The organism is Gordonia sp. McavH-238-E (assembly GCF_022348225.1).
Taxonomy (GTDB): Bacteria; Actinomycetota; Actinomycetes; order Mycobacteriales; family Mycobacteriaceae; genus Gordonia; species Gordonia terrae.
The window spans coordinates 38201-59679 of the sequence record NZ_JAKRFE010000018.1; the positions used below are offsets into that span (position 1 = coordinate 38201).

13 protein-coding genes and 1 tRNA gene are annotated in these 21479 nt (G+C 70.1%); 7 read left to right on the plus strand and 7 right to left on the minus strand.

The features are described from left to right. The first annotated feature begins 58 nt into the window (after window positions 1-58). Together MHN80_RS22035 and MHN80_RS22040 are read left to right on the plus strand one after the other, a co-directional pair. Complete coding sequence (locus MHN80_RS22035) at window positions 59-937, plus strand: DUF305 domain-containing protein (protein WP_239403668.1); 879 nt, start codon at window positions 59-61, stop codon at window positions 935-937. A gap of 81 nt (window positions 938-1018) precedes the next feature. Then, on the plus strand, window positions 1019-1447 hold the full coding sequence (locus tag MHN80_RS22040) for a cyclopropane-fatty-acyl-phospholipid synthase family protein (protein WP_239403669.1): 429 nt from the start codon (window positions 1019-1021) through the stop codon (window positions 1445-1447). A gap of 15 nt (window positions 1448-1462) precedes the next feature. On the opposite strand, the gene MHN80_RS22045 is transcribed toward MHN80_RS22040, so the two are convergent. Continuing rightward, window positions 1463-2353 (minus strand): alpha/beta hydrolase, encoded by an 891-nt coding sequence (locus tag MHN80_RS22045; protein ID WP_239403670.1) that lies wholly within the window; start codon window positions 2351-2353, stop codon window positions 1463-1465. Window positions 2354-2493: 140 nt separating this feature from the next. Here MHN80_RS22045 and MHN80_RS22050 point away from each other — a divergent pair, with 140 nt between their 5' ends. Continuing rightward, the gene (locus tag MHN80_RS22050; RefSeq protein WP_239403671.1) at window positions 2494-2862 is read left to right on the plus strand and encodes a VOC family protein; all 369 of its coding nucleotides are present in this window, start codon (window positions 2494-2496) and stop codon (window positions 2860-2862) included. Between the two features lie 121 nt (window positions 2863-2983). Here MHN80_RS22050 and MHN80_RS22055 read toward each other — a convergent pair. From MHN80_RS22055 to MHN80_RS22070, 4 genes are all read right to left on the minus strand, one after another. Beyond that, window positions 2984-3059: transfer RNA gene (locus tag MHN80_RS22055), tRNA-Arg, on the minus strand. Window positions 3060-3115: 56 nt separating this feature from the next. Continuing rightward, entirely contained in the window at window positions 3116-6100 is a 2985-nt protein-coding gene (locus MHN80_RS22060; protein WP_239403672.1) for an AAA family ATPase, read from the minus strand. Beyond that, window positions 6097-7287, minus strand: coding sequence for an exonuclease SbcCD subunit D (locus MHN80_RS22065; protein WP_239403673.1), 1191 nt, complete (start codon window positions 7285-7287; stop codon window positions 6097-6099). Before MHN80_RS22065 ends, MHN80_RS22060 begins: the two co-directional genes overlap by 4 nt. A 79-nt stretch (window positions 7288-7366) precedes the next feature. Next, a complete protein-coding gene (locus MHN80_RS22070) occupies window positions 7367-8893 on the minus strand; it encodes an MFS transporter (protein ID WP_004021139.1) in 1527 nt (508 codons plus the stop codon). Between the two features lie 134 nt (window positions 8894-9027). Here MHN80_RS22070 and MHN80_RS22075 point away from each other — a divergent pair, with 134 nt between their 5' ends. The 4 genes from MHN80_RS22075 to MHN80_RS22090 all read left to right on the plus strand — a co-directional run bounded on the left by MHN80_RS22075 (window position 9028) and on the right by MHN80_RS22090 (window position 18748). Continuing rightward, the gene (locus MHN80_RS22075; protein ID WP_239403674.1) at window positions 9028-10098 is read left to right on the plus strand and encodes a glutathione S-transferase family protein; all 1071 of its coding nucleotides are present in this window, start codon (window positions 9028-9030) and stop codon (window positions 10096-10098) included. After that, a complete protein-coding gene (locus MHN80_RS22080; protein ID WP_101819002.1) occupies window positions 10095-10853 on the plus strand; it encodes a hypothetical protein in 759 nt (252 codons plus the stop codon). Before MHN80_RS22075 ends, MHN80_RS22080 begins: the two co-directional genes overlap by 4 nt. Next, complete coding sequence (locus MHN80_RS22085; protein WP_239403694.1) at window positions 10847-14764, plus strand: ABC transporter ATP-binding protein; 3918 nt, start codon at window positions 10847-10849, stop codon at window positions 14762-14764. The genes MHN80_RS22080 and MHN80_RS22085 overlap by 7 nt, the downstream gene beginning before the upstream one ends. Window positions 14765-14947: 183 nt before the next feature. Then, window positions 14948-18748 (plus strand): multifunctional oxoglutarate decarboxylase/oxoglutarate dehydrogenase thiamine pyrophosphate-binding subunit/dihydrolipoyllysine-residue succinyltransferase subunit, encoded by a 3801-nt coding sequence (locus MHN80_RS22090; RefSeq protein ID WP_239403695.1) that lies wholly within the window; start codon window positions 14948-14950, stop codon window positions 18746-18748. A gap of 61 nt (window positions 18749-18809) precedes the next feature. Here MHN80_RS22090 and MHN80_RS22095 read toward each other — a convergent pair whose 3' ends face one another. Both MHN80_RS22095 and MHN80_RS22100 read right to left on the minus strand, forming a co-directional pair. After that, a complete protein-coding gene (locus MHN80_RS22095; RefSeq protein ID WP_239403675.1) occupies window positions 18810-20108 on the minus strand; it encodes a glycosyltransferase in 1299 nt (432 codons plus the stop codon). Next, window positions 20105-21478 carry a hypothetical protein gene (locus tag MHN80_RS22100; RefSeq protein ID WP_239403676.1) on the minus strand — a complete coding sequence of 458 codons (1374 nt, stop codon included), beginning with the start codon at window positions 21476-21478 and terminating at the stop codon, window positions 20105-20107. The genes MHN80_RS22095 and MHN80_RS22100 overlap by 4 nt, the downstream gene beginning before the upstream one ends. Window position 21479 lies beyond the last annotated feature (1 nt).

Below are 21479 nucleotides of genomic sequence, written 5' to 3' on the forward strand. Positions count from 1 at the left end.
GGCAGTCCAGGCACCTCCCCGGGGCCCGACGACCCGACGAGACGACGAGGACCCAACGATGACCGACAGCAGCGATCGTCCGCACGCCCCGGACGAGACAACGACACCCGAGGCTCCCGAGCACACCGCGGAGACATCGTCGCGCCCACGAATCCTGCTCGCTCTGGGTGGGGCCGCCCTCCTGCTCTTCGGCGTCGGTCTCGGCCTTCTCATCCAGGCCAGCCTCGCCGACGACTCCACCGGTGAGGACTCGCCCGCGGCGAATTCGGCCGCCGTCGGTTTCGCCCAGGACATGACCCGCCATCACGAGCAGGGTGTGGAACTCGCGGCGATCGAACTCGAGCACGGCACCGACCCCGAGGTGCGGAGCATGGCGTTCGACATCCTCACCGCCCAGAGCAACGAGATCGGCCAGATGCAGTCATGGCTGTCGCGCTGGGGGCAGCCCGTCACCAATCCCGGCGCGACCATGGCGTGGATGGGCCACGGGGACTCGGACTCCGGACACGACCATTCCGATCCCGCGGATCACACCGAGGGCGGTCATGATCACGGCGGCATGGACCACGGGGACGGCGACCACGACAGCATGGACCATGACGACATGTCGATGCCGGCGTCCGGGGCGCCCGCAGCAGGTGGCGCGGACTCCGACGCAGCAGAACAGCCCGCGATGCCGGGCATGGCGACGTCGACGGAGATGGAACAGTTCCGTGCGATGCGGGGTCCCGAGGTCGACATCAGGTTCCTGCAGCTGATGCTGCGCCATCACGAGGGCGGCCTGCACATGATGGAGTACGCCGCCGACCCGGCCAACGTCGATCAGGCCTATGTCCGTGACCTGGCGTCGAGCATGAAGCGAACCCAGGACAAGGAGATCGCCATCATCACCCAGATGCTGGCACTGCGTGGCGCGCAACCGCTTCCGATGAACTGAGCGGCGACCTACCCGTCCGCGCCGTGCACTGAGCAACTTCGGTCGGGCCGTCCGCGCGCCCGACGAACGATACTGGGGACCATGCTCTCCCCACGCCTCGCCGACGCCGTCGACGCGTTGCCGCTGACGCCCGGTCTGCGCGTGCTCGAGATCGGTTGTGGGCCCGGGGCGGCCGCACGCGAGGTGGCGCGGCGTGTCGGTCCGTCCGGTTTCGTGCTGGGTGTCGACCGGTCGACGCGGGCCGTGAGCGCCGCTCGTCGGTCGGCGATCGCCGATGGGCTCGCTCCCGACCGGTTCGACGTCGAGTGCAGCGCGGTCGAGGACTTCGTCCTCGGCGATCGCATCCCGTTCGACCTGGCGTTCGCGCTGCGGGTCGGCGCTCTCGACGGGCGACACCCCGGTCTCTACGACGCGGCCGTGCGGGCCGTGGCCCGGGCCCTGCGTCCGGGCGGAATGCTGTTCGTCGACGAGGGAGACCCATTGCGGCGCATCGACTTGCCGACGGGCTGAGGCGGCCCGGTCCGGTCAGTCGTGCGCGAGAGCGCGTCTGACGGCCTCGCACTGACGGGCGAAGAAGTCCTGCGCGGTCGCCGTCCGGGGCGCGACGATGTCGAATCCGTGAAATGCGCCGGGTATCACGTCGACCTGGCACTCGACCCCTGCCGCGCGAAGCCGCTCGGCATAGTCGCGGTCCTCGGTGGCGAACAGGTCGAGGGTGCCGACACCGATCCACGCGGGCGGCAACCCCGCGAGGTCCGTACGCCGCGCCGGGACCGCCTCGCGGGTGTCGGCGTCGCCCAGATAGCTGGACCATCCGAAGGCGTTGGCCGAGGCGTTCCAGAGGCGATGGTGCGGATCGGGTTCGCGTGTGCGGTCGTCGAGCATCGGGTAGGTCAACAGCTGCAACCGCACCGCCACCCCGTCATCGCGCGCCCGGAAGGCCAGTGCCGCCGCCAGTCCCCCGCCGGCACTGTTGCCGCCGATCGCGATCCGGGTGGTGTCGGTGTCCGGCTGGTCCGTCATCCACCGCAGTGCGTCGAGACAGTCCTCGATCGCCGCGGGGTACGGATATTCCGGAGCCAGACGGTAATCCACCGTGACCACCTCGATGCCGGCACGTTCGGCCATCGCCCGCGCCCAGCGGTCGTCCTGCGCGGCACTGCCGGTGACGTAACCGCCGCCGTGAATCCACAGGAGTGCGGGTAGCCGTCCCGAAGAGTGTGCCGGACGGAACACGCGCACCGCGACCCCGCTCGGCGTCGTCGCGGTGGTGACGCGCGCCCGTCCGTTGCGGACCCGGTACAGCCGACGGACGACAGGGAGCGTGCGTCGTGACACGAGCTGTGCGGGCGCGATCAGGGCGACCCGGCGGAGGTCGGGAGCGAAGTCATTGCGAATTCTCCAGCGAGTCAGCACAGACGGAGACTATTCGCCCACAGTGACCTGTGCGCGGAGTTCGTGGCGATTCGCCGGGATACTGTGTCATGCTCTGTCCAGCGTCGCGTGCCGGTGGCGGACCGCGTCAGGCATGGAGGCGCCGGGACGAAAGTTTCGTCATGTCAGTCAGTTTCAACCACATCATCATCGGCGCGCACGATCCGCAGGGATCCGCCGACTTCTACCTCGACGTACTCGGCGCGCGGCCGGCCCCCAGCTGGGGTCCGTTCGTGAACATCCTTCTCGACGACGACACGCTGTTGCAGTTCGCACCGGCACCGGTCGCGGAGCCCATACACATGGCCTTTCTCATGGACGACGCCGACTTCGATCGCGGGTACGACGCTTTGTGTCGTCAAGGCATCGAACACTGGGCCGATCCGCAGATGCGACGACCCGGCGAGATCTCGACCGAGGAGGGCCGCCGGGTGTATTTCAAGGACCCGTCCGGGCAGTTGCTGGAGATGCTCACCGAGCCGTATCTGTGAGGTGGTCGTCCGGGTCGGCTCGACAATGCCGGAGAGTTTGACGAAAGCAAAAGCGCCACTTGAGGCCAAGTGCACCGGTTGTCCCCGGCGCTCCTGATCTCAAGCGGCGCTTCTGCGGCAATGGTGCCCCCGGCAGGATTCGAACCTGCGGCCTTCTGCTCCGGAGGCAGACGCTCTATCCCCTGAGCTACGGGGGCTCATCGGGCGGGACTCAGCGTAGCGCACTGTTCCACCGGCGTCCCAATCGGGCAGCTCACGACACGCCGAGGGGGCTCTGCACCCGCACCGACGACCCGTGCTCACCGCGCAGGACATGCAGTTGGGCCGGGATTCGTGCCCGGAGTTCGTCGACATGACTCACCACGCCGACGACACGCCCACCGGTCCGGAGGTCGTCGAGAACACCCATCACGAGGTCGAGCGCCTCGGGGTCGAGGGTGCCGAATCCCTCGTCGATGAAGATGGTGTCGAGCACGCGTCCGCCCGACTCCGCGGAGACGACGTCGGCGAGGCCGAGTGCGAGAGCGAGCGATGCGAAGAACGTCTCCCCGCCGGACAGGGTCGTCGTCGCCCGGAGTGCACCGGTGTACTCGTCGCGCACCTCGATGCCCAGGCCGCCGCGCCGGCCCCGGACACCCGCAGCGTCGGTGTGGACGAACTCGTAACGGCCCGAGGACATCTCACGCAACCGTCCGGACGCGGCGACGAGCACTTCATCGAGGCGCGCGGCCAGCACGTACGACCGTAGGGACATCCGGCGCGCATTCTGGCCTCGCCCACTGACCAGTTCGGCCAGTCCCTGGAGTTCGGTGTGACGGTCCCGCATCGGCGCCAGCGCGTCGAGGGCCGCCCAGAACTGGGTGACGTACTCCTCGAGCCCCGCCGCCTGCCGACCGGCCACGGCGTGTTCCTTCGACGCGGTGTCGAGGCGGCGGCGTGCGGCATCGCGATCGGCGGCGAGGCGTTCGAGGTCCGGCTCGGGAGCCGTCATCGCAGCCCGCACATCGTCGTCGGCGAGGGTCTCCTCCGCGGCGGCGCGCAGACTCGCCGCCTCCTGCAGCATCGCGTCCCACGCGGCGATGCGGGCATCCGGGGCGAACGCCGCCCGAACCGCCGTGACGTCGTCGAATCCCGCGTCGGCGCAGGCAGCGGACAACCGATCGGTCGCCTCGGCCACCCGATCCCGTGTTCGCGCGGCCTCCTGGCGGGCGTCGCGCAACCGGCGTGCGCGGCGGACCAGGTCGGCGAGTTCACGACGCCGCTCGGCGACCCCGCCGCGCCCACCGGTCGCTTCGCGGACTGCCGCATCGAGCTCGATGAGGTTCTCGCGCAACGAGTTCACGCGCTCGCGACGCGCCGACTGCCCCGTCTCAGTGTCGGCGACGACGGTGCGCCACGCATCGATCTCGGCGTCGATCCGGTCGACGGCCTTCTGCAGTGCGGGAAGTCGAGACGCGGCACGCTCCGCCGCCGCGAGTTCGGCACTCACACGGGTGAGGTCGGCATCGACGGTCGCGGCGTCGGCACCGCCGATGACGGCGTCGAGATGGGCGCGGCGTTCGCCGAGCGCGGCGACCGCGGATTGCGCGATGGCCTTGGTCGCACTCGCCCGCTCCTCGGCTGCGGTCGCCTCCTCCTCGTCGGTGGCCGTCTCGAGCGAGGCGGCGACGTCCGTCGCCGGCTGCGGGTGCGCAACCGAACCGCAGACGACGCACGGCTCTCCGTCGACGAGCTCGCCTGCCAGTTCCACGGCCATCCCGGCGAGGCGGCGTTCCCGGGCGTCGAGCACCCGCTCCCGGGCGTCGGTATGCGCGTCGCGTGCGTCGAGCAGCTCCTTGTCGGCAGCGGCGAGCCGCGCGAGGACCTCGTCCCGGTCGGTCAGGGCGTCGCGGACCCGTCGCAGTGCGTCACGCTCGGCCCGCAGCTTCGGGGCCTGCATGCGCAGGTCTCCGGCTGCCTGGAGCGCGTCGGCGGCCTCGGCACGCCGACCCGGTACGGCCTCGAGTGACTCCCGCGTCTGGGCGACCCGGCGCTCGGCGTCGGCGAGGGCCGTGTCGAGTGCATCTATCTCGGCGACCAGTGCCGGCCGCTGCGCAACCCGCTGGGCGAGGGGTTCCCATCGACCCGATTCCTCGGTCCAGCGGTCGATCGCGGCGTCCAGGCGCTCGTCGACGTCCGCGTCCGGCTCGACGGCACACAGGATCTCGCCCTCGGGCATCCGGCACAGTTCGGCACGCGCAGCGACCACGGACTGTTCGGCGGCCGAGAGTTCGCGCGCCACCCGGTCGGAGTCGTCGGCGAGCGGCACGATCGGCGCCGCCCGCAGCGCGAGCCGGCGAGCGTGCGCGGCGGCCGCCAGCGACTGCTCCCCGTCGGCGAGCCGGGCCAGACGCTCGGTGGCCGCACGCCCCCGGCGTCGGAGCTCCACGAGCCGGCTCCCGCTCTCGTGGGCGGCCTGCGCCTGGTCCGCCGCAGCCTGTGCCGCAGCCGATTCCGCGAGCGTGCGCTCCGCGACCGCCCGGGCACGCTCGAGACACTCCTGCGCCCAGTCGAAGTCGGGCTCGGCGGCCGGGTCGGCACCACCGACCGCCACGATCTGGCCGGCGATCCGGTCGAGCACCGCGGTCTGCTCGGTCAGCCTGGCCGCGCTCTCGCGGGCCCGCTCGCGCAGCCACTCCTCGAGATCACCGAAACGTTCGGTGTCGAACAGCCTCTCCAGCAACGCTTCCCGCTCATCGGAGTGCGCGCGCAGGAACCGTGCGAAGTCGCCCTGGGGCAGCAGCACCACCTGGAAGAACTGGTCGGCACTCATCCCGAGCAGCCGGACCACCGCGTCACCGATCTCGGGAATACGGGTCAGGTCGGGACCTGACCCGTCCACCCACATCAGCGTCGCCCGGGCGTTCACCTTACGGGTGCCGTCCCCGCGCTTCTTGGGTCGCTCGTGCTCGGGCGACCGCGTGATCCGCAGACGACGGGACGCGATGGTCGCCTCCAGTTCGACCTCCGGGATCTCGTCGGCCGCCGCGTGATCCGAATGCAGTCGCCGATTGACGTCACGCACGCCAGGGACCCGCCCGAACAACGCAAAGGCCACGGCGTCGAGCACCGTCGTCTTACCCGCACCGGTCTGGCCGTGCAACAGGAACAGTCCGTCGCCGCCGAGGTCGTCGAAGTCGACGGTGATCTCGTCGGCAAAGGGGCCGAACGCGCGGATGCGCAAGCGATGCAACCTCATGCGGATTCCGCGACGATCGCCTCGATGTCGAACAGAGTCAGTTCGGCGGCGTCGGATTCGGGCTCGCCGACCACGGCGCGCAGTGCCCGCTCGAGGAGCACCCGCTCCCCCTTCGTCGGCTCATCGCGCACGTCGGAGATGAACGAGGCGACGATCTCGGCGTCGCTCCGCCCACGCACACGGGACCGGTAGTCGACCCCGGAGCCGGAATGCGGACGCTCCCACTGCACGTGGACGGCGAACGGGAAACGCTCACGCAGGCGTCGCATCGCATCGGTGGGGCGGACCGGGTCGGTCAGCGTCACCTCGACGTAGTGGTCCTGCGCCGCGTCGTACTGCTGATCAGTCAGCAGATCGCCGAGAACGCCGGTGAGGGAGCTCAATTCGCGAACGACGGGCAGCTCGTGCGGACGGACCTCCGCGACACCATCGGCGTCGAGGTCGATCACCAGGGCGGCCTTGCGATGGGTTCGCTCGCCGAAGGAGTACGGCAGCAACGACCCGCTGTACCGGACGGTGTCGGTGACGCGCTGCGGCGAGTGCAGATGACCGAGTGCCACGTAGTCTGCCCCGGAGAACGTCTCGGCGGGAACGGTTTCGACACCGCCGACGCTGATCGAGCGCTCCGACCCGGAGGCGGCGGCCCCGCTGACGAAGGCATGCGCCACCACCACGGACCGGGCGCGGCGCGCGGCGAGGTCGGTGCGGACCCGCGTCATGGCGGCGTCGAGCACCGCGGTGTGGCCGCCGGCCGACTCGACCCCGAGGTGGCGGCGCGCGGTGTCGGGTTCGAGATACGGGATGCCGTAGATCGCGACGTCGCCGTGGGCGTCGGCGAGCAGGACCGGCCGGTCGATGTCGGCGATCGAGGTCCGCAGGTGCAGGCCGCCTGCCGCCGCGAACCCCGATCCGGCGCCGAGCCGGGTGGGTGAATCGTGATTGCCCGAGGTGACGACGATCTGCGCTCCCGCAGCGGCGATCTCGGCCAGGCCCTCGTCGTACACCCGCACCGCGTCCGCGGACGGGACCGACCGGTCGTAGACGTCCCCGGCGACGATGACGGCGTCGGCCGACTCCGCCGCGACGAGCTCGGCCAGGTGGGTCAGCGCGCGGCGCTGGTCGGCGAGGAGCTCGACCCCGTGGAACGTCCGGCCCAGGTGCCAGTCGGAGGTGTGCACGATCCGCATGGGCGCAACCTTACGGTCGGGTCCCGACAGATCGTGGGACGCGCGCTCGCCGGCGCCCGGACCCCGGGACGGCGGTCGGCTATCGGGCGTCGGTGGCCACCGCGTGTGGGTCGACGACCTGGGGTGGAACGGTCTGGTGCGCGGGGCGCACGAAGAAGAACGTCGCGACGACGCCGATCAGCAGCGCGGCCGCGGGTAGGTACAGCGACTGTCCCATCGCGGCGGCGAAACCCTCGCGGAGGAACTCCGGCAGCTGGCCCGCCGCGCCGTCCTGCGCGTTCTCGGCGTCGACCCCGGGCAGCTCGGCCGCGAGCCGGGTCTGCAGGAGCGCGCCGATCATCGCCGAACCCAGCACCGAGCCGATGACCCGCAGTGTGTTGTACACGCCCGCACCGGCACCGGCCTGATGCCACGGCAGGTTGCGGGTGGCCGTCGCCGCCAGCGGCGCCCAGATTCCGGCCGAGGCCACACCCATGAGGCACAGCGGGACGACGATCAGCCAGACCGGGGTCTCCGGACGCGCCACGAAGCCCAGCCACGCGATCGCGATCGCGTTCAGCAGCAATGCCGAGGACACGATCGTGCGCGGGTGCACGCGGTCGACCATCCGGCCGACGAACGGGGCCAGGACACCGGTCAGCACGGCCATCGGCACCAAGACCACCGCCGACTCGGTCGGCGACATCCCGCCGACGAGCTGGAGGAAGAAGGTCAGCGGGATCATCATCGCGGACACCGCGAAACCCATCGAGGCGATGCCGATGGTCGACAGCGAGAAGTTGCGGTCGCGGAACAGCGACAGCGGGACCAGCGGCTCCGTGCGGATCCGGGACTGCCAGTAGACGAAGACCCCGAGGACCACCAGACCACCGACGATGAGCAGCCAGATCCAGGCATCCCAGGCGAAGGTCTCCCCCTCCTGGATGCCGAAGACCAGCGCGGACAGACCGACGGCGGACAGCGCGACGCCGATCCAGTCGAACTGGTGGTCGTTGGTCCCGACCCGTGGGACGAGGATCGCGGCGAGGACGAGACCGACGACGCCGACCGGCAGGTTGATGAAGAAGATCCACTCCCAGCCGAATGCGTCGGTCAGGACACCGCCGAGCAGCGGTCCGACGAGGGTCGCGACGCCGGCGACGGTGCCCCACACACCCATTGCGGCGCCGCGCTTCTCGGCCGGGAAGATACGCGTGATCAGTGCCATCGTCTGCGGGGTGATGAGCGCCGCGCCGACACCCTGGAGTGCGCGCGCGCCGATCAGCTCCCCGATCGACGACGACAACCCGCACCAGAGACTCGCCACGGTGAAGACCGCGAGACCGATCTGGTACATCGTCTTGGGACCGAACTTGTCACCCAGCCTGCCGGTGATCAGCAGCGGCACCGCGTAGGTGAGCAGGTACGCACTGGTGACCCAGACGACGCCGTTGACGTTCGTGTCGAGATCGGCCTGGATTCGCGGCTGGGCCACGGCCACGATCGTCATGTCGACGAGGATCATGAAGAAGCCCACACAGAGCGCCAGCATCGCGGCCCACGGCCGGGTGGTGACCATCTCGTCGGTACCCGCGTTCTCGCCGCGGGTGGCGTCGCTCGATCGCATTTTCCCGATGCTAGACCTGTCCGATTCGCCGACGACCCGCACGATCGCGGGGTTCGACCGCGACCGGGTCGTCTGTCGCCGGACATCATCGTCGTCGGACGTCATTGTCGCCGGACATCATTACTGTGGAACCCATGACCACCGAGTCCGACCAGAGCACCGCATCCGAGGACGAACAGGGTTCGTACGTGATGACCGGCGAGGAATTCGTCCGGGACACGAAGTACATCGAGACCCGCATCACCGCCGACGGCCGGGACGGCTACCCGGTCGAGGCGGGCCGCTATCGGCTCGTCGCCGCCCGCGCGTGCCCGTGGGCCAACCGGACGCTGATCGTCCGGCGGCTCCTCGGGCTCGAGGACGCCATCTCCCTCGGACTGTGCGGCCCCACGCACGACAAGAACTCGTGGACCTTCGATCTCGACCCCGGCGGAGTCGACCCGGTCCTGCAGATCCCGCGGCTCAAGGACGCCTACGAGAAGCGGATCCCCGGCTATCCCAAGGGGATCACCGTGCCCGCGATCGTCGACGTGCCGACCGGCGAGGTCGTCACCAACGACTTCCCGCAGATCACCATCGACTTCTCCCTGGAATGGACCGCCTTCCACCGGGACGGCGCACCGGAGCTCTACCCGGAACGTCTGCGCGACGAGATCGACGAGGTCAGCCACGGCGTCTACACCGAGGTCAACAACGGTGTGTACCGCTGCGGTTTCGCCGGCAGCCAGGAGGCCTACGACGCGGCCTACGATCGCTTGTTCACCAAGCTCGACGAGCTGTCGGACCGACTGTCGACGCAGCGCTACCTGGTCGGCGACACGATCACCGAGGCCGACGTGCGCCTGTTCACCACCCTGGCGCGGTTCGACGCGGTCTACCACGGTCACTTCAAGTGCAATCGCAGCAAGTTGAGCGAGATGCCGGTCCTGTGGGCCTATGCCCGCGACCTGTTCCAGACGCCCGGCTTCGGCGACACGACCGACTTCACGCAGATCAAGCAGCACTACTACATCGTGCACACCGATGTGAATCCCACCCAGATCGTGCCCAAGGGGCCGGATCTGCGTGGCTGGCTCACCGAACACCATCGTGCCGACCTCGGCGGTCGGCCGTTCGGCGACGGCACGCCACCCGGCCCCCCACGACCCACCGAGGTCGTGCCCGCACAGGATTGGGTACCCCAGAGCGAGAGAGACCGGACATGAAAGACAAGACGACACAGGGACTGTCGACGGACAAGGGTCGCACGCCGCCGGGCAAGGCCGTCGAGGTGACCGGCGGTCTCCTGGACCGGGCGCAGCGGCTGCAGGCGCCCGCGGTGAAGAAGTACGTGGACTCGCTGCGGCGGAAGTACCCCGACGACTCCCCCGCGCAGATCATCGAGCGGCTCGAGAAGCGCTATCTGAACGCGGTCACCGGTTCCGGCGGAGCGGTCGGCGCGGCCGCCGCGGTGCCCGGAGTCGGCACGATGACCGCCTTCGGCGCGATGACCGGGGACACGGCGTTCTTCCTCGAGGCCTCGGCGCTGCTCGCGCTGTCGATCGCCGAGGTGCACGGCATCCCGGTGCACGAATCCGAACGCCGCAAGGCACTCGTCATGACCGTCGCACTGGGCGAAGAGGGCGTGCTGGCGCTCGGTCGGGTGGTCGGCACCGGCGGCGGCGCCCTGCGCAGGCTCGGCGGCGCGGCTCTGCCGTCCGGGGCGATCACCAAGCTGAACAAGACCCTGGTGAACAAACTCGTCCGCAAGTACGCGATCCGCCGGGCGCCACTGATCTTCGGCAAGCTGATGCCCGCGGGGATCGGCGCGGTCATCGGCGGCGCGGGCAGCCGCGCCCTGGGCCGCAAGGTGGTACACAACGCCCGGGATGCCTTCGGACCGGCTCCCCGGGCGTGGGTCATCGACGTCGACTTCACCGAGACACCCACCCCGGATCCGCTCCCGCCCGGTTCCTGGTGATCGCGGCACCCCCACTACCCACTCCGTCCGCGCCCGCGCCCGGGTGGATTCGCCGGCTCGTCGGCGAATCGTGGCGATACCGGCGCGTCGTGGTCATCACGATGACCGTCACGCTGATCGCGGTCGGGGTAGACGTGCTCATGCCGTTGCTGACCAAGGCGGCGGTCGACCATGCGACCGGCGTCGTCGACGACGGTCTGTCCCTGCGCACCGCCATCGTCGCCCTGGTCGTCTTCGCCGTCGTGCGGTACGCGTGCCACATGGGCCGGCGGGTGTTCGCCGGGCGACTGGCCGTGAGCGTGCAGAACTCGCTCCGACTCCGACTGCTCGACACGCTGCTGCACCTCGACGGTCGCAGCCAGCACCAGATCCGCACCGGTCAGATCGTGTCCCGGTCCATCACCGACATCCAGGTGGTGCAGAGCCTGCTCGCCATGGCGCCGTTGTCCCTGGGCGCCGCGGTGCAGATGGTCGTGGCCCTGGCGATCATGGCCTACCTGTCGCCGCTCCTGACCGGCGTGGCGCTGCTGATCGTCCCGTTGATCGCCGTCGAGGTGTGGCGGACGCGACGCCGCCTGTTCGCCGCGACGTGGTCGGCCCAGCAGTCGGCCGCCGACGTCGCCCAGCACGTCGAGGAGACCGTCACCGGCGTACGGGTCGTGAAGGGCTTCGGGCAGGAAGACCGTGCCGTCGACGACCTCATCACCCGCTGCCGGACGGTGTTCGCGCGACGGCTGCGCGCCGCGCGGATCAACTCGCGGTTCGCCCCGACGCTCGCCGCGATCCCGCAGCTGGGCATGGTCGGGGTGATCGTGGTGGGTGGTTATCTCACGATGACCGGCGCGATCACCGCCGGCACCTTCCTCGCGTTCAGCACCTATGTCGCCACGATGACGGGTATCGCCCGGTTGCTGACGAACCTCATCGTCAACGCGCAACTCGCGCGCGCGGCGGTCGAACGCGTCTACGACGTCATCGACCATCCCCACGACCCGGGCGACGCCGCGACCGGCTCACTTCCCGACGGCCCCCTGGGCGTCGAACTGGCCGGGGTGGGATTCGCCCATCACACGCACGACGCCGACGACCCGCCCGCGGTGCTGTCCGGGATCGACCTCCGGATCGAACCGGGCGAATGCGTGGCGATCGTGGGTCCCCCCGGCTCCGGGAAGTCGACCGTCGCCGACCTGGTCAGCCGGTTCGAACGACCCGACACCGGGACCATCTCCCTGCTCGGCGAGGGCACCGGAGCCGACGCGGACCGCCCCCGGTACCGGATCGACGACCTGGCGCCCGAGGCCCTGCACCGCGCCCTGGCCGTGGTCTTCGACGAGCCGTTCCTGTTCTCGGACACCATCACCGCCAACATCGCGATGGGCCCGGCCGCGACCGCACCCGATGTCGCCGACCGGGTCCGGGTGGCGGCCGCCGCCGCCGACGCCGCCGAGTTCATCGACGCACTGCCCGACGGTTACGACACCGTCATCGGCGAGCGCGGGCTCACCCTGTCGGGCGGTCAGCGCCAGCGCATCGCGCTGGCACGGGCGCTCTTCGCCGATCCCCGCATCCTCGTCCTCGACGACGCGACATCCGCGGTCGACGCGACCACCGAGTCCCGCATCCTGGGCGGGTTGCGCACCCGGCGCGCCACGATGCTGGTGCTCGCCCACCGCCGGTCGACGCTCGTCCTCGCCGACCGCGTCGCCGTGCTCGACGACGGCCGGATCACGGCGCTGGGCACCCTCGCCGAGCTCGAGGCCACGTCACCGCGGTTCCGCGAGCTGATGTCGAGCACGGCGCCCCCCGACGGCACACCCGGTGAGGCCGCGGTGGTCGACACCGCGCCGCCGCTGCGCGGCCCGACCGCGACCGACATCGAGAACCTCTGGCCGACAGTCGAATCCGAGTCCGGCGGCGTCGCAGCCCGGACCTCGCCCGCGGCCGGGGCGGGCTCCCGGACCGGTCGCGGGGGTGGCGTCGCCAGCGCACTGGGTTCCATGCCGGCCACCCCCGAACTCCAGGCGTCCGTGGACGCCCTCCCGCCTGCGGTGGAGCGTCCCGAGGTCGACGTCGACGCCGCTCGGCGCGAGAACCCGGTCTTCACCCTGCGCGGCCTCCTCGCGCCGGTTCGGTGGCTGCTCGCCGCCGCACTGCTCGCCATCGCGGTCGACACCCTCGTCGGTCTGGCCTTCCCGAGCATCGCGCGGGCGGTCATCGACGCGACGGGACACACCGAGCGGTCGACCCTGCTGTGGGCCGCGCTCGGCGGCGGCGCGCTGGTCGCGGTCGGCTGGGTCGCCGCGAAGTCGATGACGATCACCTCGACCCGGGCCGGCGAACGCGTGCTGTTCGGCCTGCGCATCCGCAGCTACGCCCACATCCAGCGACTCGGACTCGACTACTACGAGCGCGAGCTGTCGGGGCGGATCATGACGCGCATGACGACCGACATCGACGCGTTGTCGACGTTCCTGCAGACGGGGCTCACCTCGGCGATCGTGGCTGTCCTGACCCTCGTCGGCGTCGGGGTCGCACTGTTGGTCACCGGTCCTGTCCTCGGGCTGCTGGTGATGCCCGTCTTCCCGCTGCTGATCGGCGCGACGATCGTCTTCCGGCGTGTGTCGAGTCGCGCATACACCCGCTCGCGCGAACTGATCAGCGTCGTCAACGCCGACTTCCAGGAGAACATCGCCGGCATCAAGACCACCCAGACCTACCTGCGCACCGACAGCGCCCAGACGCGGTTCGCGCAGCGGTCGGCGGAATGGGTCGAGGCGCGGATGGTGTCGCAGCGCGCGATCGCCGCCTACTTCCCGCTCATCCAGCTCATGTCGGACATCGCCACCGCGATCGCGCTCGGGGTCGGCGCCGGTCAGGTGGCCTCGGGGTCGCTCTCGGCGGGCACCCTGGTCGCCTTCGTGCTCTACCTGACGATGCTCTTCGGTCCGGTCCAGCAGCTGTCGCAGGTGTTCGACGGCTACCAGCAGGCGGCGGTGGGTCTCCGGCGCATCGGCGACCTGCTGCGCACGCCGAGTTCGTTGCGTACCTCGGCGCGGGCCGAGTCCCCGCCGGACACCGGATTCGACGGCGTCGTCGACTTCGAGCGGGTGGGCTTCCGCTATCAGGGCTCCTCGACGGACGCGCTGGCCGGCGTCGACCTGCACATCCCGGCCGGGTCGTCGCTGGCACTCGTCGGCCGGACCGGCGCCGGGAAGTCCACGATCGTCAAGCTCCTGGCCCGCTTCTACGACCCGACCACCGGCCGCGTCGTCGTCGACGGCACCGACATCGGCGACTACGACCTCGCCGGATACCGCAGGCGACTCGGTCTGGTCCCGCAGGAGCCGCACCTGTTCACCGGCACGGTCGCCGAGAACATCGCCTACGGCCGGCCCGGTGCCGATCGGACCGCGATCGTCGACGCCGCGGCCGCGGTCGGCGCGCTGCGCATGATCGCCGCCCTCCCCGGCCGGATGAATCATCCGATCGGCGAGCGCGGACAGGGACTGAGTTCGGGGCAGCGCCAGCTCATCGCGCTGGCGCGGGCCGAGCTCGTCGAACCCGATCTGCTCCTGCTCGACGAGGCGACCGCGACCCTCGACCAGGCGACCGAGGCCCAGGTGCTCGCCGCCGGCCGCGCGGTGACCCGGCACCGCACCTCGGTGATCGTCGCGCATCGGCTGGCGACCGCCGCCCGCGCCGATGCCATCGCCGTGGTCGACGGCGGGCGGATCGTCGAGCTCGGAACACACGACGAGTTGCTCGCGTTGGGAGAGAGGTACCGCGGCTTCTGGGATGCCGGTGTCGATCCCGACGAGCCGGCGGTGCCCGACAACGATCCACCCGCTCCGACCAGCGCACGGACCGCCGCCACGACGGTCACGCGGGCCACCTCGGATCTGACTCCGTAGTAACAGGTCGGTCAGCGCGAGCGAGTCGACGACGCGTAGCATCGTCAGGTGGTTCACCGATAGTCTCCACAAGAGACGACGCGTGGCAGAGAACCCGGCACCTTCAGGGAATTGAGGCGAGATACCGCTGTGAGCAGCAGTTCGATTTCAGACTTCGGACAGAACACGTGGCTGGTCGAGGAAATGTACCAGCAGTACAAAGAAGACCCGAACTCGGTCGACCCGAGTTGGCACGAACTACTGAAGAACTACGAGCCCGGCGACAACGGCGGCTCCGCCGCGGCCGCCTCCCCGCCCTCGAATTCCGCAAAGCGCTCCGCCACAACGACTTCCACCACCTCCTCGTCCTCGAGTTCGTCGACCAACGGGTCCGCGCGCAGCGCGTCCGCACCGGCCGCGGAGGCCGCACCGCGCAAGCAGGTCACCCTGGATCAGACGCCCGCCCGCACCGCGCCGCGCAAGCCCGCCCCCGCCAAGGAGTCCACCGCGACGAAGGCCGCATCGGGCCACAGCGTCGCCAGTCGCGACGGTTCGGCGCGATCGCAGCCCAAGCCCACCAAGCCGGAAGCAGGCAAGGCGAGCGCGTCCGAAGGCCAGAAGTCCGAGAACGCCGATGGCAACAAGGTGCTGCGCGGTCCCGCCGCGGCCATCGCGAAGAACATGGCGCTGTCGTTGGAGATCCCGACGGCCACCAGCGTCCGGGCCGTGCCCGCCAAGGCGATGATCGACAACCGGATCGTCGTCAACAACCACCTCGCGCGTACCCGCGGCGGCAAGATCAGCTTCACCCACATCCTGGGTTACGCGATCGTTCAGGCCATCAAGGCGTTCCCGAACATGAACCGGCACTTCGCCGAGATCGACGGGAAGCCCAACGTCGTCACGCCGGCACACACCAACCTGGGTCTGGCCATCGACCTGGTCGGCAAGGACGGCAACCGCACGCTGGTCGTCGCCGCGATCAAGCAGTGCGAGACGATGGGTTTCGCCGAGTTCTACACCGCCTACCAGGACATCGTCCGCCGGGCCCGCGACGGCAAGCTCGGCGCCGACGACTTCTCCGGGGTCACCATCTCGCTGACCAACCCGGGCACCATCGGCACCGTGCACTCGGTCCCCCGCCTGATGAAGGGCCAGGGCGCCATCATCGGTGCCGGCGCGATGGAGTACCCGGCCGAGTTCCAGGGCGCGAGCGAGGAGCAGATCGCCGAGCTCGGCGTCGGCAAGCTCATGACCCTCACGTCGACCTACGATCACCGGATCATCCAGGGCGCGGAGTCGGGCGACTTCCTGCGCACGATCCACGAACTCCTGATCGACGACGCGTTCTACGACGAGATCTTCACCGCGTTCCACGTGCCGTACGAGCCGATCCGCTGGCGTCGCGACCTGCCCGCGGGCCTCGTCGACAAGAGCACCCGGGTCCTGGAGCTGATCGCGGCCTACCGCAGCCGCGGCCACCTGATGGCCGACATCGATCCGCTCATGATGGACAGCGACGCGCGCAGCAGCCATCCGGACCTCGACATCCAGAACTACGGCCTGACCCTCTGGGACCTCGACCGCAGCTTCAAGGTCGGCGGGTTCCACGGCCAGGAGAAGATGAAGCTCCGGGACGTGCTGTCGATCCTGCGCGACGCGTACTGCCGGCACGTCGGTGTCGAGTACACCCACATCCTCGAACCCGAGCAGCAGAAGTGGCTGCAGGAGCGGGTCGAGATCAAGCACGTCAAGCCGCCGGTCGGTGAGCAGAAGTACATCCTGAGCAAGCTCAACGCCGCCGAGGCGTTCGAGACGTTCCTGCAGACCAAGTACGTCGGGCAGAAGCGCTTCTCGCTCGAGGGCGCCGAGTCGGTCATCCCGATGATGGACGCGGTGATCGACCAGAGCGCCGAGCACAACCTCTCCGAGGTCGTCATCGGCATGCCGCACCGTGGCCGACTGAACGTGCTCGCCAACATCGTCGGCAAGCCGTACTCGAAGATCTTCACGGAGTTCGAGGGCAACCTGAACCCGTCGCAGGCGCACGGGTCGGGCGACGTGAAGTACCACCTCGGCGCCGAGGGCAAGTACTACCAGATGTTCGGCGACAACGAGATCAACGTGTCGCTCACGGCCAACCCGAGCCACCTCGAGGCCGTCGACCCGGTTCTCGAGGGTCTGGTGCGCGCCAAGCAGGACCTCATGGACGACGACGATCGGTTCCCGATCCTGCCGCTCATGCTGCACGGCGACGCCGCGTTCGCCGGTCAGGGCGTGGTCGCCGAGACGCTCAACATGGCCATGCTGCCCGGCTACCGCACCGGCGGCACCGTGCACATCGTGGTGAACAACCAGGTCGGCTTCACCACCGCACCCGAGCACTCGCGGTCGACCGAATACTGCACCGATGTGGCGAAGATGATCGGTGCGCCCATCTTCCACGTCAACAGCGACGATCCCGAGGCCTGTGTCTGGGCCGCCAAGCTCGCCGTGGACTACCGCCAGGCCTACAACAAGGACGTCGTCATCGACCTCGTGTGCTTCCGCCGCCGCGGACACAACGAGGGCGACGACCCGTCGATGACGCAGCCGGCGATGTACGAGGTGATCGACACCAAGCGCGGCGTCCGCAAGAGCTACACCGAAGCCCTGATCGGCCGCGGTGACATCTCGACCAAGGAGGCCGAGGACGCACTGCGCGACTACCAGGGTCAGCTCGAGCGCGTCTTCAACGAGGTCAAGGAACTCGAGAAGTTCAGCGTCGAGCCGTCGCCGTCCGTCGAGTCCGACCAGACACTGCCGACGAAGCTGGTGACCGCGGTCGACAGCACGACGCTCGAGCTGATCGGCGACGCCTTCGTCAACGTGCCCGACGGCTTCACCCCGCACCCCCGCGTGAAGCCGGTCCTGGAGCGTCGTGCCGAGGCCGCACGCAAGGGCAACATCGATTGGGCGTTCGCCGAGTTGCTGGCGTTCGGGTCGCTGGTCATGGAGGGGCGCACAGTGCGTCTGTCCGGCCAGGATTCGCGTCGCGGTACCTTCACCCAGCGTCACTCGGTGCTCATCGACCGCAGCTCCGGCTCGGAGTACACCCCGCTCAACCATCTGCAGCCCGCCGACGAGGAGAGCAACGGCGGCCGGTTCATGGTCTACGACTCCCCGCTCTCGGAGTTCGCGGTCGTCGGCTTCGAATACGGCTACTCGGTCGGCAACCCGGACGCGCTCGTGGTCTGGGAAGCGCAGTTCGGCGACTTCGTCAACGGCGCGCAGTCCATCATCGACGAGTTCATCTCGTCGGGTGAGGCCAAGTGGGGCCAGCTCTCCGACGTCGTGCTGCTGCTGCCGCACGGTCACGAGGGGCAGGGACCCGACCACACCTCGGGCCGCATCGAGCGCTTCCTGCAGCTGTGTGCCGAGGGTTCGATGACGGTGGCCCTGCCGTCGACGCCGGCGAGCTACTTCCACCTGTTGCGCCGCCACGTCCTCGACGGCATCAGCCGCCCGCTGATCGTCTTCACCCCGAAGTCGATGCTGCGCAACAAGGCCGCGGTGAGCCCGGTCGAGGACTTCACCGACGACAAGTTCCGCTCGGTGATCGACGACCCGCACTTCGAAAAGGACGGCGCCGACCGCAGCAAGGTCAAGCGCGTCCTGCTGGTGAGCGGCAAGCTCTACTACGAGCTGGCCGCCCGCCGCGACAAGGAGAAGCGCGAGGACATCGCCGTCGTGCGCATCGAGCAGCTCTACCCGGTTCCGCACCGCCGGCTCCGCAAGACGCTCGAGCAGTACGGTAACGCGAGCGAATTCCGTTGGGTACAGGAAGAACCCGCCAACCAGGGCCCGTGGCCGTTCCTCGGCCTCTGGTTGCCCGAGGTGCTGCCGGACGTGCTCGGCGGACTGCGCCGGGTGTCGCGCCGTGCGATGTCCGCGCCGTCTTCGGGATCGAGCAAGGTCCACGCGGTCGAGCAGCAGGAGATCCTCGACGAGGCGTTCGGCGAGTAGGACGACCGTCGCACCGCGGCCACCAGCCCTTCGGGGTTGGTGGCCGCGGTCGTCGATGCCGTCATCTCAGCCGGGATTCGCAGATGTCCGCCGCGGCGGCGACGGACTTGTCCGGGGACGTCATCCTTCGCGCGAATGCAGCGGCCGCCGAACGGGTCTCGGCGGCGAGCACGGTTCGCAGGCCCGCGTGTGCATCCTCGTCGGTGAACGTCGACAGCCGGACGGTCGCCCCCACACCGAGCGCCCGGACCCGCTCGCCCCAGAAGGGCTGATCGGCGGTGACTGCGCAGACGAGGGTCGGGAGTCCGGCCCGCAGGCCGGCCGCGGTGGTCCCGGCGCCGCCGTGATGGACCGCGGCGACACACCGCGGTAGCACCGACGCGTGGTCGACGCCGGCGGTGTGGAAGACATCGGGGTCGTCGGGGTCGATGCCGGTCGCTTCTCCCATGGCGATGAGGCACCGCACCCCGTGCGCACGCGCAGCGGTACGCCAGCGTGCGACCAGCGTGTGCGGGTCGAGGATCGGCATGCTGCCGAAGGTGAGGAACAGCGGCGGCTCGCCGGCGTCCAGCCACTCGGCGAGTTCGGTTGTGTCCGCGCCGATCTCGGCGATGCCGGGCCGGCTCGACGCCGGGAGGTCGAAGAAACCGACAAGAGGTTTGCGGTCGTCCCACTCGGCGGCGAGACCCGGCACCATCTCCGCGTCGTAGGCCTGGATCTGCGGGGTTCGGTCGGCGACCAGACGCCACGGCAGCGGCCCGCGGCTCGGGCGGAGTCCGATCCGGCGCCGGAAGCGGTTCTCGTTCCAGCCGGTCGCGGCCCAGGTCAGCCGGTCGGCGACGCGCCAGGACCGGCGCTTGGCGGCCGGTGACCATCGTTCGGTGAGGCCGGGCACGGCACCGATGAGTCCGTTCTCCGACATCGGGCCGTATCGCAGCACGGTCAGCGGGACGCCCAGGTGTTCGGCCACCGCGATCACGCGGTCCTGGCACAGTGGCGCGGCGACGAGGAGACCGGTGCCGTGCAGCGGCGCCGACTCCGGGACGAACAGACGCTCGAGGTCGGCGTCGAGGGCGTCGAATCCGCCTCGGACGGTGCGCAGCGCGAATGCGATCCGCGCCAGCGGGTTACGACTCGAGCGCGCCGACCGCGCGCCATCCGACGACCATGCCGCATCGGAGTCGAGGCCGATCTCGTGGACGTCCCCGACCCCGGTGGCCCGCGCGAGGCCGGAGAGGTTCGGCGGGACGAGGACGCTGACGCGATGGCCGCGCGCCTGCAGTTCGAGGGCCAGACAGACCCCCGGCTGGATGTCGCCCCGACTGCCGTACAGGACGATCGAGATGTGGTGCGCCGTCACCAGAACCGGTGCCCGACCCGCCAGGCGGTCAGCTCGTCGGCGATCAGGGTGCGCAACCGCCCGGCGTCGCCGAAGTGGTCGGGGTCGATGCCGAAGAAGGTGAGGGTGACCGTGTCGCCGTAGGTGACCGCCCAGGCGGCGATCGCCGGACCGCGTACCCGCCGCTCCTGCGCGGGCATGCCCTGCATGACCGCTCGGATGGCGAACCGGGACGCGGTGCGGCCGCCGATGCGCAACGCCGACTCCGGGGTCGTCCCCAGGTTCGACACGGTCGTGTCGGGTCCCGGGATCGCGCGCATCAGCCGGCCGATGAGTCGCCGCGGCAACATGCGAACGATCGGCTGGAGGTTGTCGGCTGCCTGATCGCCACCGGACTCGGCGTACTCGACGAAGGCCCGCTTGCTCGACGACCGGATGGTGGTGAGGTCGGAGCCCGGTTCGACGGGATCGGCGATCCGGACCCACACCCCGCCCGATGCGTTGGCGCGGTGGTCGTCGTCGCCGTCTCTCGTGCTGACCGCGATGCACACCGTCATCGGGCCGTCGAGCGGACGACCCGAACGGTGCACGATCCCGGCCAGAAGCGCAGTGAACAACGAGTTTCCGGTGCCGCCGTGTTCCGCGGCGCGCGCGGCCCACTCGGTCGCCGAGAGGTCGACCGTCGCCAGCGTCGTGTCCGGGTCGGACCCTGGTGGGACCCGCCTCGGGGTTGTTCGTGCGGACCGCGGATCGGCCTGGTCGTCGCCGGAGCGGGCAGACCGCGCCGCCCGGGCCTCGCGGAGCAGGATCCCCACGGATCGCGCGGCGGCCCGTATCGACAGCGCGGCGTCGGCGGCATCGGCGCGCACGGCGTCCCAGGAGCGTCCGCTGCCGGTCGTGGGAAGGCTCGCGGTCCGCCCTGCCGCCGCGTCGGCCACCAGCCGGTACAGACCGTGGCCGTCGGTGATCATGTGGGAGGCGAGCAACGACACCGCACGGCCGCCGCCGGTGATCCGCGCCGAGTCGAGCTGCCATCCGGACCCGTGCACGGGATCGAGACGACTCGCGCGGAGCACCGAATCGGCCCATTCCCCGACCCTGTCGGCGTCGACGACCTCCACCCGCCCGGCCTGCGCCGGATGCGGCGACCGAACCCAGCGGTGGCGGGCGAACGGGACCCGACGGCGGGACACGGCACGGTGCAGCGGTCCGGCCGCGAGGCCGGCCCGCAGCGAGTCGATCGCCTCATCCCCCGGATCGTCGTCGAAGACCCACGTGATCTGGATCGGGGCACCCATCCCGAACAGTTCCGCCACGAGCAGGTAGGACTCGTCGGGGCCCGTCACGCGAAGCACCTGGGCGGGTGGGATGTCGGTCACCGTTGCAGTCATG

Excerpts from the sequence above, each read along its gene's own strand:
- MHN80_RS22035 (WP_239403668.1), top strand. The coding sequence starts at position 59 with ATGACCGACAGCAGCGATCGTCCGCACGCCCCGGACGAGACAACGACA.
- MHN80_RS22040 (WP_239403669.1), top strand. The coding sequence starts at position 1,019 with ATGCTCTCCCCACGCCTCGCCGACGCCGTCGACGCGTTGCCGCTGACG.
- MHN80_RS22050 (WP_239403671.1), top strand. The coding sequence starts at position 2,494 with ATGTCAGTCAGTTTCAACCACATCATCATCGGCGCGCACGATCCGCAG.
- MHN80_RS22060 (WP_239403672.1), bottom strand. The coding sequence starts at position 6,100 with ATGAGGTTGCATCGCTTGCGCATCCGCGCGTTCGGCCCCTTTGCCGAC.
- MHN80_RS22065 (WP_239403673.1), bottom strand. The coding sequence starts at position 7,287 with ATGCGGATCGTGCACACCTCCGACTGGCACCTGGGCCGGACGTTCCAC.
- MHN80_RS22070 (WP_004021139.1), bottom strand. The coding sequence starts at position 8,893 with ATGCGATCGAGCGACGCCACCCGCGGCGAGAACGCGGGTACCGACGAG.
- MHN80_RS22075 (WP_239403674.1), top strand. The coding sequence starts at position 9,028 with ATGACCACCGAGTCCGACCAGAGCACCGCATCCGAGGACGAACAGGGT.
- MHN80_RS22080 (WP_101819002.1), top strand. The coding sequence starts at position 10,095 with ATGAAAGACAAGACGACACAGGGACTGTCGACGGACAAGGGTCGCACG.
- MHN80_RS22090 (WP_239403695.1), top strand. The coding sequence starts at position 14,948 with ATGTACCAGCAGTACAAAGAAGACCCGAACTCGGTCGACCCGAGTTGG.
- MHN80_RS22100 (WP_239403676.1), bottom strand. The coding sequence starts at position 21,478 with ATGACTGCAACGGTGACCGACATCCCACCCGCCCAGGTGCTTCGCGTG.